The organism is Streptomyces sp. NPDC031111 (assembly GCF_055570675.1).
The window spans coordinates 73,704-88,176 of sequence record NZ_JBVIGS010000007.1 but is presented as its reverse complement, the minus strand read 5'-3'; the positions used below and the strand labels follow the sequence as shown (position 1 = coordinate 88,176).

Below are 14,473 nucleotides of genomic sequence, written 5' to 3'. Positions count from 1 at the left end.
GCGCGGTATGCGGAATGTCGTGAAACGCGGGTGTACGGGCTTCGTGCTGGCGGTCGCCGTGACCCTGCCGGTCACCGGCGGACCGGCCGTCGCCGCCCCGGTCGCCCCGTCGGCGAGTCCCGGGGCCGACGATCCGGGGGCCACGCTGCTGCCCCCGCTGCCCGTCCGCCTCGGCGAGGGCAACGCCTGCACCGGCGCCTCGGAGCAGACGGCCACCGGGGCCGCCTGGTCGCAGTCGGCGCTCGGACTGTCCCGGGCCCAGCGGATCTCCCGGGGCGGCGGGGTGACCGTCGCGGTGGTCGACACCGGGGTCGCCTCCGGGGTCTCCAGCCTGTCCGGCCGGGTGGAGTCCGTCGGCGGGGCGGACGAGGACTGCGTGGGCCACGGCACCTTCGCCGCGGGGCTCATCGCCGCGGCGCCCGAGACGGGCAGCGGCATCACCGGGGTCGCCCCGGAGGCGGAGATCCTCGCGCTTCCGGGGACCGACGACCGGGGGGTGCCCTCTGCGGAACGGGTCGCCCAGGGCATCCGGACGGCCGCGGACCGGGGCGCGCGGGTCATCTACGTCGGCCAGGCCCTGCGTACCGGCAGGGCCGAACTGACCGCCGCCGTCGCCCATGCCGCGCGGCGCGACGCACTGGTGGTCGCCCCCGCGGCTCCGGACGCCGTGCCCCGCGAGGAGCTCGGGCCGGACGGTGAGATGCCCGAGGGCCCGTACTGGCCGGCCGCCGTCTCCGGCGCACTGGCCGTCGTGGACTTCGGGCCCAGCGGCGTACGGCAGAAGAACGCGCCGCCCGCCCACGAGCCCGACCTGTCGGCGCCCGGCAGCGGGATGGTCAGCGTCGGGCCCAAGGGCTCCGGCCACTACATCGGTTCCGGCGCCTCGCTGGCGGCGGCGGGTGTCGCGGGGGCCGCCGCGCTCGTCCGCGCGTACCGCCCCGAGCTGACCGCGGAGGAGACCGCGCAGCAACTGCTCGCCACCGCCTACCCGTCGGACACGCCCCGCCTCGACCCGTACGCCGCCCTGTCCCTGATCCAGGAGAAGACCGAGCCGACCGCCCCCGACCCCGCCCCGGCCCAGCTCCCACCCCCGCCGGACCCCACCTCCACCAACCGCTCCCTGACGATCGCCGCGACAGCCCTGACGACCGTCCTCCTGATAGCGGCCCTGGCCGCAGTCCTCCCTAGAGGCCGAGCCCGAAACTGGCGCCCCCCTACCACCCCGTAGCCCACCACCGGCGCCCGCCCCGGCTCCCGCGCCCGCGCCCGCCCCGGCTCCCGCCCCGGCTCCCGCGCCCGCGCCCGCCCCGGCTCCCGCGCCGGCTGCCGGGCACGCTCGCGCTTCCGTTCCCGCGCTGGCTGCCGGGCCCGCGCCCGCGCCGGCTCCCGCCCCGGCTGCCGCGTCCGCTCCCGCGCTGGCTCTCGCGCCGGCTGCCGGGCACGCTCGCGCTTCCGTTCCCGCGCTGGTTGCCGGGCCCGCGCCCGCGCCGACTCCCGCGCCGGCTGCCGGGCCCGCTCCCGCTCCCGTTTCCGTTCCCGCTGCCGGGCACGCTCGCTTTTTCGTTCCCGCGGGCAGTCGTGCCGCTGGGGCGATGGGGGTCCCCCCGCTCGAGCGAAGCCGAGAGTGGGGGAGGGTGGGCGCGACGGCACCCCGCAAGCGCCGGGCCGCGCGAACACCCCCCGGCCGGCACCAGCACGCACGACGCGTCACGACGCATCCACCAGCCCCGTCTGCACCTGCAGAGTCTTCCGACGGGCAATCCGAACCGCCCGCCCAGGAATCAGCTCCCGCCCCTTCACACTCCCGAACAGATACCCCTCACTCGGCGGACAGGACATCAGCAGCCCAGGCGTATTGACCTCCTGCAACCGCCGCAGCAACGACTCGTTGAGCCCACGCCCCGCCCCCGCCGACGACCGCGCCACCACCAGGTGCAGCCCCACCTCGTGCCCCAGCGCGAGATGGTCGAGCAGCGGCGCGAACGGCTGCGCCATGGGCCCGCTGCCGACCATGTCGTAGTCGTCGACCAGGATGAACAGCCGAGGCCCCTGCCACCAGTCGGCCAGCCGCATCCGCGACGGGGCGATGTCCTCCCCGGGAACCCGCTGCTTGACCGCCCGCGCCGCCCCGTCCACGAGCTCCCGCAGCATGTCCAGGGACACCGCGTGGCCGAGCCGGTACGCCTCGGGGACGCTCTCCACCAACTCCCGCCGGTAGTCCACCGTCATGATGCGCGCCTCCGCGGGCGTGTACCGCTCGGTGATCCCCCGAGCGACCAGCCGCAGCAGATTCGTCTTGCCGCTCTCGCTGTCGCCCACCACGATCATGTGCGGATTCTCGGTGAAGTCGTGCCACACCGGGGCGAGTTCGTTCTCGTCCAGACCGATCGCGATCCGCAGCCCGTGCTCGCCCTCCGGCTCCGGGAGCTCCCCGACCGGCAGGCTGGACGGCAGCATCCGCACGCGGGGCGCGGCCGGCCCCGTCCAGCTCTCGCCGATCGCGGAGACCAGCCCCGCGACCCCCTCGGCGAGGTCGTCGGCGTCCTCCACCCCGTCGACGCGCGGCAGCGCCGACAGATAGTGCAGCTTCTCGGAGGTCAGCCCCCGCCCCGCGCTGCGCGGGATCGTCGCCGCCTTGCGGGAGTCGATCTGGGAGTCCATCGGGTCACCCATCCGCAGCTCAAGGCGGGTCCCGGTCTGGTCGCGCACCGAGGACGACAGCTCCACCCAGCGGGCGGTGGTGACCAGCAGGTGGACGCCGTAGTTGAGCCCGCGGGCGGCCAGCGCGTTGAACGTCGGAATGTGCCGGTCGAAGTCCTGGCGCACCGTGGCCCAGCCGTCGATGGCCAGGAAGACGTCCCCGTGCGGCTCGTCGGCGAACTCGCCCGCCGCGCGCCGCCTGCGGTAGGTGGCCATGGAGTCGATGCCGTGCTCCAGGAAGAACCGCTCCCGCCTGCTGAGCAGGGTGGTGACCTCCGCGATCGTACGGCCCACCCGCTCGGTGTCGACCCGGGCCGCCACCCCGCTCACATGGGGCAGCTCATCGAGCGCGGCGAGCGTGCCGCCGCCGAAGTCGAGGCAGTAGAACTGCACTTCACGCGGTGTGTGGGTGAGGGCCAGCGCGGTGATCAGGGTCCGCAGCAGGGTGCTCTTGCCGCTCTGCGGACCCCCGGCGATCGCCACATGGCCCCCGGCCGCCGACAGGTCCACCGTCAGCAGGTCGCGCAGCTGGTCGAACGGCCGGTCCACCACGCCCACCGGCACGGTGAGCTGCCCCCGCAGCGGCCAGTCCGCCGTGGTCAGCCCATACCGCGGATCGGGCGCCAGCGGTGGCAGGATCTGGTCCAGGGTGGCCGGCCGGCCCAGCGGCGGCAGCCAGACCTGGTGGGCGGGCGGCCCCGAGCCGCGCAGCCGGTCCAGCGCCACCGACAGCAGGGTCTCGCCCGTGCCGTCCCCCTCGCCGTCCGGCTCCGGCTCCGTCTCGTCGGGCTCACCCGTGAGGTCCGGGTCGGCCGGCGCCCGCGGCACCACCCACTCCGCCGTCCACGGCACCACCTGACGCGCCACCTGCGCCTGCACGACGGCCCGGCGCCGCTGGTACGGCCCCGAGACGTACGCGGCGCGGAACCGGGTCAGCGCGTCGACACCGCTCTTGAGGAAACCGGCACCAGGCTGCGCGGGCAGCTCGTAGGCGTCCGGCACCCCCAGCACACCCCGGCTCTCCATCGCCGAGAAGGTCCGCAGACCGATCCGGTACGACAGATGGCTCTCCAACTGGTGCATACGGCCCTCGTCCAGCCGCTGCGAGGCCAGCAGCAGATGGACCCCGAGACTCCGCCCGAGCCGGCCGATCATCACGAACAGCTCCATGAAGTCGCGGTGCGAGGCGAGCAGTTCGCTGAACTCGTCGACCACGACGAACAGGCTGGGCAGCGGCTGCAACGGCGCCCCGGACTGCCGGGCCTTCTCGTACTCCAGCGCGGAGGTGTAGTTCCCGGCCGCCCGCAGCAGCTCCTGGCGCCGGATCAGCTCGCCGTGCAGGGCGTCCTGCATGCGCGCCACCAGCGCCACCTCGTCCGCCAGGTTGGTGATCACCGCCGAGGTGTGCGGCAGCTCGTCCAGGCCGAGGAAGGTGGCGCCGCCCTTGAAGTCGACGAGGACGAAGTTCAGCGTCTCCGAGGAGTTGGTGAGGGCGAGGGCCAGCACCAGGGTGCGCAGCAGTTCGCTCTTGCCGGAGCCGGTGGCGCCGATGAGCATGCCGTGCGGCCCCGTGCCGCCTTGCGCGGACTCCTTGATGTCCAGCTCCACCGGCCTGCCCTCGCCGCTGACCGCGATCGGCACCCTCAGCCGGGCACTGCCGGTGTACCGCTCCCAGAGGGTGGCCGGCTCGTGCCGGTGCAGATCGGGGATGTTCAGCAGCGACGTCAGCTCGACGTCGTTGGCGAGCGGCTTGGAGTCGTCGCCGCCCACACTCATCCGGTACGGCGCGAGCAGCCGGGCGAGGGCCAGCGCCCCCACCGTGCCCAGCGCGTCGGGACGGCCGAGCGGCGTCGACTGCTCCTTGCGGTCGCGGTCGGTGCGCACCAGTGCGACGCCGTCCTCGTCCACCTCCAGGCGCAGCGTGGTCCGGCCCGGCTTCCACGCGAGGGCCTCCGACAGGTCCAGCACCACCGCGTTGCGGAACCCGTACCCGTCGAAGCGGTGCCCCGCGGGCACCGTGCAGCCGTCGATCACGACGATCGTGTACGGCTCCTCGCGCCCCGGGACCGCGTCGGGGTCGGCGCCCGGCCGCTCCAGGAACTCGGCGCCGAGCAGGTTCTCCAGCTCGTTGAAGGCCGACGCGATCATCCGGGCCGGCCCGGCGCCGTCCTCCTCGTGCCGGTGCAGGCTGTGCGGGAGCCACTTCGCCCACTCCCACTCCGCGCGGCGCTCGTCCGAGACGCAGAGCGCGATCCACAGGTCGTCGGGGGAGTGGAAGACCGCCAGTTGGCCGAGCAGGGCGCGCACCAGGGCCCGTATCCGCTCCTCGTCCCCCCGGAACAGCACCTTCGACCAGGCGCGCAGATAGATCGCGATGGGCTGGTCCCGGACCGTGGAGTAGGCCCGGGTGAAGCTGCGGAGCGCGTGCGCGGACAGCGGTTCGAGGTCCTCGACCGGCTTCGTCGACAGCGGAGTCAGTTTCAGCGCCAGCCGCTGGTCGCCGACGCCCATCCGGACCTCGGCGAAGTCCTCGTCGGACGCCCGGCGTTCCCACAGCCGGGTGCTGCGCACCAGCGACGACAGCGCGTCGGGCTCGGGATGACGCCAGGCGAGGGCGCGCTGCTGGTCGACGATGGACGACCGCACCATGCGCCGGGTCTGCCGCAGATAGCGCAGATAGTCACGGCGTTCGCCCTTCATCCGCTGCTTGCGCTCGGCGTTGCGGCGCATGACCTGGCCCAGCATCATCCCCGCCGACGCGACCACCATCACACCGAGCGCGATGTAGATGAACCCACCGCTGTCCCGGCTCATCCCCGGGCGCATGAACATCAGCATCATGGACACCGACATCAGCGCCATCGGCAGATACGTCCACACCGCGGAACTGTCCGGCACGACTTCCGGAAGCGTCGGCGGCTCCTGGAGACTCAGTTCCCCCGACGGCATTTCCGGGCCTTTGCGGCGGGCCGGCCTGCGGAACAGGATCACGCTCAACGAATGTCCTCCTCAACGATTTCGGAAGGATTCCGCGGAAACGTCGCGGGAAAGTTCCGAAGTCCGCCCGCGCACCGGTTCGCCCGAAGTCCGGTGCCGCGAAAGCGAGATGTTACGGTCGCAATGAGCCAGCGTCCGGCGGGACGGCAGCGGGTAAATTTCCGCCGGGTTGTGGAAAGCTGAACTCTTGAGTGGTGTTGCGAAAAGGCCCGGCGTGCGGTCAAACTCGTCGGGCGCGTGCCCCGTCCGACGTTCCGTCGCGTTCCGCGACCGACCGGCGCCGCTGCCACCTTCCAGCCACCGCGTATCCCGTGGTCCGCCAGAAAGCGTGAACCCGAAACCCATGACTGAAACCCAGGCGGCAAGCCTGTGCCGCGTCACCGTACGTGCTCCGGCCAGGACCGTCGACCTGGCCGTGCCGTCCGACGTCCCCGTCGCCGATCTGCTGCCCACTGTGATCGGTTACGGAGGGGACGATCTGGAGGAATCCGGCCTGGAACACGGCGGTTGGGTACTGCAACGCCTCGGCGGCCCACCGCTCGACCCCGAGAGTACCCTGGACTCCCTCGGTCTGCGGGACGGCGAGGAACTTCACTTGCGGCCACGCGCCGACGCGCTGCCCGAAGTGCACATCGACGACCTGGTCGACGGCATCTCCACCAGCATGAACGCCAGGCCGCACGGCTGGAGCGCGGAGGCCGGGCGGCGGCTGCTGCGCGGACTGGCCGTGGCCACCCTCACGTTGGGCCTGGTACTGCTGGCCATGCCCGGGACGGAGGGCTGGGTGCGGGCGGTCGCCGCCTCGGCCGCCGGGATGCTGCTGCTCGCCGGGGCGGGCTCCGCCACCCGCGCCGTCGGGGACGCGGGAGCCGGTTCGGCGCTCGGCCTGATGGCGGCCCCCTACTTCGCCCTGGCCGGCTGGCTGCTGCCCGGCGGGGAGCTGGGCGGCCCCGACGGCGAAGCCGTCCTCGGCGCACGGCTGCTGGCGGCGTCCGCCGCCGGCGGCGCGGGAGCGATCCTCGCCCTGGCGGCGGTCGGCGTGTACCCGGCGCTGTTCATGGGCGTGGGCTGCGTCGCCGTGGCGGGGGCCCTCGGCGCCACCCTGATCATCCTGGAACTGGCGCCGGAGCAGGCGGCCGGCGTGGTGGCGGTCGTGGTGGTCCTGTTCGGCGGCTTCGTGCCCTCCCTGTCCTTCCGGCTGGCCGGCATGCGGATGCCGCCGCTGCCGACCAACGTCCAGCAGCTGCAACAGGGCATCGACCCCTACCCGTCCTCGGACGTCGAGGTGAGGTCCACGCTGGCCGACGGCTGGATGACCGCCTTCTACGGCGCCATCGGCCTGATCTGTCTGCCCTGCCTGGTGGCACTCGCCGCCGAGCCGGGCCTCGCCGAGATCCTCACCGTGGTGGCCCTGTCGCTGCTCCTGCTGCTGCACAGCCGGGGGCTGGGGAACGTCTGGCAGCGGCTGGCGCTGACCACCGCCGGGGCCTGGGGCGTGGTGCTGCTGCTGTTCGGCGCCGCGCTCGCCCTCGACCCGGCGGACCGGCTGACCCTGACGGCCGGCCTGATGGGGCTGGCGGCCGCGATCACCATCGCCTCGTGGACCGTGCCCGGCCGGCGGCTCGTGCCGTACTGGGGCCGCGCCGCCGAGCTGCTGCACTCACTCGCCGCCATCAGCATCCTGCCGCTGACGCTCTGGTCGATGGGCGTCTACGGATGGCTCCGCGGCATCAACGGCTGAACCCGGGAGAACCGCCACCATGCACAGCAAGCGCGACCAAGTACAGGCGCACCTCTTCATCATGGGCCGGCTCGCCTCGGCCATGCTGCGCGCCGAGCCGGACGCCCCGGAGAGCCCGCTCGGCAGAACCAACCGCGGTGCCGCGATCGGCGTGATCATCGCCGTGCTGGTGTGCGCCGGGGCCTTCGTCTTCGGGCTCATCAGGCCCGGCGGCAACGACTCGTGGCGTTCGGGCGAGAAGCTGGTCGTCGACAAGCAGACCGGCGCCCGCTACCTGTACCTGGACGGGCGGCTGCGCCCGGTGCGCAACTACGCGTCGGCCCGGCTGGTCGCCGGCGGCGACGTCGGCGTCACGACGGTGGGCACGTCCTCGCTGGCCGGTACGCCGCACGGGACGCCGATCGGTATCCCGGGCGGGCCCGAGGCGCTGCCGGGCGCCGGGGACCTGGACCGCACCCCCTGGCTGGTGTGCTCCGGCGTCCGCCCCAGGACGACGGGCGTGGTCACGGCGACCACCACGCTCGCCCTCGGCACCGAAGCGCCGCAGGACGTACCCGGCGGCAAGCAACTGAGCCAGGGCGAGGGTCTGTTGGTCACCGGGCCGGACAAGGCCACGTATCTGCTGTGGCAGGGCAGCCGGCTGCGCCTGGACGAGCGGGCGAACGCCGCCGAGGCCCTCGGCTACGGGAGCGTCACCCCGCGTCCCGTGTCAGCGGCCTTCCTGGACGCCTTCCCGCTGGGCCCGGACCTGGCCCCCGCCGAGGTCCCCGGCCGGGGCGAGGAGGGCCCCGAACTGGCGGGGCGGAGCACCAGGATCGGACAGCTCTTCCGGGTCGACGTGCCCGGCTCCGACCCCCGCTACCACCTGCTCACCCGGGAGGGTCTCGTCCCCCTCACGGCCACCGGGGCGACCCTCCTGCTGGGCGATCCGCGGACGCGCGAGAAGGCGTACGACGGTGACGCCGCGACCGTGGCGACGCTCGGCGCGGACACGCTGACCGAGCACCTCGCGCCGAACTCCGCTAGTGGCGGGGCGGGTTCGGCGGGACTGCCCGCGAAGCCGCCGACGGCGGTCACGGCCGGCGCCGGTTCCGTGGCCTGCGCCGCGGTCGACTCCGCGGACACCGGTGTGCGGGTGGGCGCGTCGGTGCTGCCGGAGAGCGCGCTGCCCGAACCCGTGCAGGAACCGGCTCCCGACGTCGAACCCGGCTGCCTGAAGGTCGACGCCATCGCGGTACGGGCCGGGAAGGGCGCGCTGGTCAGGGCGTTGAGCGCGAGCGGCAGCGCACTGGGCGACACCACCTACCTGGTGACCGACGAGGGCGTGAAGTACCGGTTGTTGTCCCAGGAGGGGGTGAAGGCGCTGGGCTACGAGGGCGTCCCGGAGCGGACGATGCCGTCCCCGATGCTGGCCATGCTGCCCAGCGGCCCGGACCTGACCCCGGAAGCGGCGTCCTCGGGCGAGGCGCGGGTGACGCTGCGGTGCCCGCGGAAATAGCGGGCGAGAGGGAACACTCGGCCCCGCCGGGGGATCGCCCGCCAGGGGAAACTTTTGGATTTCACTCGGTCACCTCGCGTTCAGCCGGGAGCCCGGCCGCGCGGCGACGGACGGCGAGGATGCCCGATCTGTCCGGCTGCCTTTACATCGTTGCTCACATGAGCGCGTAAATTCACTGGGAAATGCTCACTTGAGCGTCCGGAATTGTGGTGCGGGAGTGACGCACGGGTTCGGTGGGCAATTGCCAAACAAGTTGCAGCCTGCATAGCATCTGGCCACCCCATGACCCGGCGAACCAGTCGTGACGCAGGGACACTTCGTCTGCCCACGGAGTGCGGTGGGGGCCGCAGATCGGTGATTTTCGCCGAAAGGGAGTTCTCTCATGGCGATGCAGCAGTCGGAAGAACAGTCGACCCGCAACGGGATCATGGCGCTGGAACAGGCCTTCAGCGGTGTTCAGCGCTGTCAGCAGGACGTCCAGTCCACGGCGCAGACCCTCGCCTCGAATTACGGGGGCGCGGACGGCGGGAAGTACAAGCAGTTGCTGGAGCAGTGGGACGGGCACGTCGACACCATCCTGATCAACCTGGACCGCATGGTCGACGAGCTCAACGGCACCCTCCGGGAGCACGGTCTGGTGCAGGGCTCCACGAGTGACGCGATCGACGCCGAGTACTCGCGCTCGACCGCAGTGTTCGACGAGCTCAACGGCACCAACACGTCGGCGTCCTGATTCCCGGCAAACCAGGAACCACCGCTCTGCGGCCCCGGCCCGCCCACCGGCCGACGCCGCGCATCTCACCGTAACGCGTACTCTCTCCCGGCGAATCGAGGACTGCGATGGACTTCTCCGACGGCTATATCTACGTCGACTACAACCATGCCGAAGGCGCGGCGGACGACATGGTCAGCCAGTCCCAGGCGATCATGAGCATTCTCGCCAACCTCGAGATGGAACTGGCCGAGCTCCGCAACAGCTGGATCGGTGACGACAAGGACGTCTACAGCGAAGTGCAGGCGGCGTGGGACCAGGCCGTCGAGAACATCAAGAACCTGCTCGCCAACCACTCCGGCCTGCTCACCGAGATCTCCTCCAACTACCGCTACACGGAGCAGAACCTCTCGCAGCGGTGGGGCGACATCCGGATCGGCAGCCGCTGACGCCGGCCGGTGACGGAAGGGTGATGACGTGGCCGTCACGGTCCTCGACAGTGAATTCCTGAAGCAGTTCATCAAGAACCACATCGATGAATTCAGGACGGAACTGGAGAACATCCTCAAGGACGACCCGCACGCCGGACGGGCGATCTCGTTCCTCGTCGACAGCATGTCGGACACCACGATCGACTCCTCGAAGCCACTCGTCATCGGCCTCATGGCGGGTGAGAACAACTCGGTCGGCGGGGGCGATCTGAACAAGGTCATCCAGCAGGGCGCGACCGAGGTCGAGCGGATCCTGGAGGCGCAGGGAATCCTCTTCGAGGACCTCGAGCAGGCGATGTGGGACACGATCGACCTCCTGGCCAAGGGCCAGGGCAAGAACCTCGAGAACATCACCGCTGACGAGTTCATGGACATCTTCGAGGACGTCGACACCGACCTCGAGAATCCGGGCGGTGCTACCGAGGACGAAGACTAGGGCGGCGGAGCTCGGCGATGGCCAACCCCGAGGACAACAACAACGACAACTGGAAAAAGGCAGTTGACATGCTCACCGGCTATTTGCTGCCGGATCGCAAAACGTTGTTCGACACTCTGAAGGGTAACGACGACATCCCGCTGATCCACGTCCGGCTGGACAAGGAAGGCGGGCCGGGCTACTCGTCCGGTTTCATTTCGCCGAGCGGGTGGAAGACGCACAACACCGACTACACCATTCCGTTCTACGCCCCCAGTGGCGATTCGACGGAGGTGTCAGACGGGAGCTACCTCTACCAGTACCGGGCGTACATCACCTTCCTCGCGTCCGGTCAGGACGCTCCGCCGGGCGGGGACGACGTCATCCCCGGCTACACGAAGACCAGCGAGGTCCTGAAGGACAAGGGCGGCTGGAACAAGGAGGGCGAGAAGCTCGACTGGGACACCAACCCCCTGGTCCAGTACATCTACGGCTCCAAGGCCGCCCTCGCGCAGCTGACCATGTGGCCGTACTCCACCCACGGTTTCGAGAACCGTGGCATCCCCGTGTACGACGACGCCTACGTCGATCTGCGGTCCTTCACGGAGGCGGCCAAGGCGTTCGACCGGGTGGTCAAGTTCTTCGAGGACGGCGCGGTCACCGTCGGCAAGTGGGACACCGAGAACATCGGTGAGGGCAGCGACTCCTGGGACGGCAACTCGGCCGGCATCTTCAAGGAGCTCATCCACAAGCTGGCACGGAACTACGAGGGGTACGCCGACCAGCTCAACGGCAAGGGCGGCGAGGGCTCCGAGGTCACCATCGACGACGTGACGGTGACCTCGGAGCCGGCCCGTGCCCTGGCCAAGGCCCAGCAGACCATCCTCACCCAGGCGCAGAACCTCTACGACGCCTGGGAGGCGTGGAAGCCCGAGAGCAATCCGCAGCGCTGGCTCTACGACATGCTCCAGGACGCCCGACTGACCCTCTTCGACACGCAGTTCGACAAGACGGACATCGAGACGGTGTCCAGCGGCTCGGGGATGGCCACCACCTGGCACAACTACGTGGTGTCGACGGCGGGCTTCAAGTACGACATCGAAATCGAGGGCAAGTCGTACGGCCCGCCGAAGGAGATGTCGACCTGGAAGGCGATCGCCGACGAGGCGGTGCGCCGGTGGGAACAGTCCGTACAGGACTGGCTCAGCACGGCGGGCGCCACGGCCATCGTCGAGATCCACAATGCCTTCAAGACCGCGGAGAAGGCCTTCGACACCAGCATCACCGACAGGGACGACCGGCCCCTCTCGGAGATCTCCGCCGAGGCGGAGGCGGAGGCCGCGAAGGACAAGGCCGAGGCGGACGCGGCCGCGGCGAAGGCCGAAGCCGACAAGGCGAAGGCGGACGCCGAAGCGGCGGCGGCCGCGGCGAAGGCCGAAGCGGACAAGGAGAAGGCGGAAGCCAAGACGGAGGCCGAGAAGGAGAAGGCGGAGGCCAAGGCCGAGCGGGACGCCGAGAAGGCGGCGGCCGAGAAGGAGAAGGCCGAAGCCAAGGCGGAAGCGGAGAAGGAGAAGGCCGAGGCCAAGGCGGAGGCCGAGAAGGAGAAGGCGGAGGCCAAGGCCGAGCGGGACGCCGAGAAGGCGGCGGCCGAGAAGGAGAAGGCCGAAGCCAAGGCGGAAGCCGAGAAGGAGAAGGCCGAGGCCAAGGCCGAACAGCAGGCCGCCAAGGAAGAGGCCGCGAAGGAGAAGGCGGCGGCCAAGCAGGAGGCCGACGAGCAGCGGGCCTTCATCCTCGCGCAGAACCAGAAGGCGCAGGACGAGGCCAAGAAGGAACGCGAACGCGCCCTGGCCCAGAACGAGGCCGACCGCGCCGAGGCCAAGGCCGAACAGCAGGCCGCCAAGGAAGAGGCCGCCAAGGAGAAGGCGGAGGCCAAGGCCGAGCAGGAAGCCGCGAAGGCGGAGGCCGAGAAGGAGAAGGAAGCGGCCAAGGCGGAAGCCGAGAAGGAGAAGGCGGAGGCCGAGGCCGAGCAGCAGGCGGCCAAGGAAGAGGCCGCCAAGGAGAAGGCCGCCGCCAAGGCGGAGCAGGAAGCCGCGAAGGCGGAGGCCGAGCGGGAGCAGGAGCAGGCCAAGGCCGAAGCGGCGGCCGAGAAGGAAGCCGCCAAGCAGGAGCAGGCCCAGGCCAAGGCCGAGGCGAAAGCCGAGCAGGAGGCGGCCCGGGCCCAGTACGAGCAGGACAGGGAAGCCGCCAAGCAGGAGCAGGAAGACGCCAGGGCGGACGCGGAGGCGCAGCAGGAGCAGGCCCGTCGCGAGGCCCTCCAGGAGAAGCAGCAGGCCAGGCTGGAGGCCGAACAGGCCAAGGCCGACGCGCAGGAGCAGTACGACCAGCAGAAGGCCGAAGCCCGGGCCGAGCGCGAAGCCGCCGAACGGGAGGCCGACCGCCAGGAGGCGGAGGCGCGGCGGGAGTACCAGCAGGAGAAGGCCGCCGCCCAGGAACAGCGCGAGCAGGCGCGGGAAGAGGCCGAGCAGGACCGGGCGGAGGCGCGCCGGGAGTACGACCGTGAGATAGCCGCCGGCGCCGACGAGAACGCGGCCCGGCAGGAGTACGAGGACCGGCTCGCGGAGATCGACCGGGCCGAACGCGAGGCCGTCGACCGGGCGGACGCCGCCGAGCGGGAGGCCCGGAGCGAGTACGAACAGGAGAAGGCCGCCGCCCAGGAGGAGCGGGACCAGGCGCGCACGGAGGCGGAACAGGCCCGGAAGGACGCCAGGGCCGAGTACGACCAGCGCATGGGCGACATCCAGGCCGAGTACGACCGGATCAACGCCGACCAGAAGAACATCGACGAACTGATCCGCCAGCGCGTCGCGGACCTCCCCGAGCCCCCCGACCTCTCCGCCTACAACCCCGGTGGCGGATCGCCCGGTTCGGCGTACTCCTCCGCCTTCAACGACAACCTCTACAACCAGGACGACCTCGCCTCGGCGCTGGGCCGTCCCCAGGGCGGCGACGCGATGGCGGGCGCCACCGCCGACGGCACCGGCACGGGAGCCGGATCGCCCGGCATGTACCCGCCGATGATGCGGGGCGCCGGAGGCGAGGCCGGCGGCAGCTCCGGCGAGCGCACCAGGAACGTGATCGAGTCCACCGTCGGCCGGCCGGGCAGGGTGGCGCCCCCCACGCCGACCACCGACGAGGAGGAGCACCGGGTCGCCCCCCGGGGGACGCAGACCAGCAGCAGTACGCCCTTCATGCCGCCCATGGGACCCATGGGCGGGGCCGGGGACGGCAGGCCGCAGACGGAGAGCGGGGACAGGGAGCGGACCACGTGGCTCGCCGAGGACGAGGACGTGTGGGGCACCGACGAGGGCGGCGCGCCCCAGGCACTGGGCCGCTGACAGGGAGGACACCGAGTTGAGTCAGTCGATGGAGGACCGCGTGGCCCAGGCGATGGCCCACCTCAAGGCGGCGGAGCGGGCCGCGGCCTCGGCGCGGGCCGAGCTGGACGCGGCCTCGGTCACCGCGCGCTCGGCGGACCGTTCGGTCCGGGTCAGCGTCGGTGCGAAGGGTGAACTGACGAGCCTGGAGTTCCTCGACGGCAAGTACCGCACCATGGCGGCCGCCCAGTTGTCCGCGGCCGTACTGGAGGCCACGAACAAGGCGCGGGCCGAGATGGCCCGCCGGGTCGTCGACACGCTCGACCCGCTGACCAGGATGACCGCACGGGGCGCCGCCCCCGAGCGGATGGGGGTCGACTGGAAGTCGATCTTCGGCTCGCTGCTCAGCGAGACGTCCGTGACGAAGGGGCCGACGGCGATGAGCCGGCTCCGCGACGAGATCGTCGAGGACGAGGACTCCGCCGTCCCGCCCGGGACCCGCGACACGGATGACCGACGACAGGAACGCCAGGAGGGCGCGTAGC

Annotated in this window: 9 protein-coding genes; 8 read left to right on the top strand and 1 reads right to left on the bottom strand. The window is 71.5% G+C overall.

All coding sequences use genetic code 11. The features are described 5' to 3' along the window. Positions 1–7 precede the first annotated feature (7 nt). The gene (locus ACZ470_RS16375; RefSeq protein ID WP_468427719.1) at positions 8–1,228 is read left to right on the top strand and encodes a S8 family serine peptidase; all 1,221 of its coding nucleotides are present in this window, start codon (positions 8–10) and stop codon (positions 1,226–1,228) included. 479 nt (positions 1,229–1,707) lie between these two features. Here ACZ470_RS16375 and eccCa read toward each other — a convergent pair whose 3' ends face one another. Then, complete coding sequence (gene eccCa / locus ACZ470_RS16370) at positions 1,708–5,691, bottom strand: type VII secretion protein EccCa (RefSeq protein WP_468428137.1); 3,984 nt, start codon at positions 5,689–5,691, stop codon at positions 1,708–1,710. 349 nt (positions 5,692–6,040) lie between these two features. Here eccCa and eccD point away from each other — a divergent pair, with 349 nt between their 5' ends. The 7 genes from eccD (at position 6,041) to ACZ470_RS16335 (ending at position 14,472) form a co-directional block, all read left to right on the top strand. Beyond that, complete coding sequence (eccD, locus tag ACZ470_RS16365) at positions 6,041–7,438, top strand: type VII secretion integral membrane protein EccD (protein WP_468427717.1); 1,398 nt, start codon at positions 6,041–6,043, stop codon at positions 7,436–7,438. Between the two features lie 19 nt (positions 7,439–7,457). Further along, positions 7,458–8,936, top strand: coding sequence for a type VII secretion protein EccB (gene eccB, locus ACZ470_RS16360; protein WP_468427715.1), 1,479 nt, complete (start codon positions 7,458–7,460; stop codon positions 8,934–8,936). A gap of 382 nt (positions 8,937–9,318) precedes the next feature. After that, positions 9,319–9,669, top strand: coding sequence for a hypothetical protein (locus tag ACZ470_RS16355; RefSeq protein WP_468427714.1), 351 nt, complete (start codon positions 9,319–9,321; stop codon positions 9,667–9,669). Positions 9,670–9,776: 107 nt separating this feature from the next. After that, the gene (locus tag ACZ470_RS16350; RefSeq protein WP_468427712.1) at positions 9,777–10,097 is read left to right on the top strand and encodes a WXG100 family type VII secretion target; all 321 of its coding nucleotides are present in this window, start codon (positions 9,777–9,779) and stop codon (positions 10,095–10,097) included. A gap of 28 nt (positions 10,098–10,125) precedes the next feature. Further along, positions 10,126–10,575: a type VII secretion system-associated protein gene (locus ACZ470_RS16345; RefSeq protein ID WP_468427710.1), complete on the top strand. Its 450-nt coding sequence runs from the start codon at positions 10,126–10,128 to the stop codon at positions 10,573–10,575. Positions 10,576–10,592: 17 nt separating this feature from the next. After that, entirely contained in the window at positions 10,593–13,949 is a 3,357-nt protein-coding gene (locus ACZ470_RS16340; RefSeq protein ID WP_468427708.1) for an AAWKG family protein, read from the top strand. A gap of 16 nt (positions 13,950–13,965) precedes the next feature. Beyond that, positions 13,966–14,472, top strand: a complete 507-nt coding sequence (locus ACZ470_RS16335; RefSeq protein ID WP_468427706.1) for a YbaB/EbfC family nucleoid-associated protein — start codon at positions 13,966–13,968, stop codon at positions 14,470–14,472. Position 14,473: the final 1 nt, after the last annotated feature.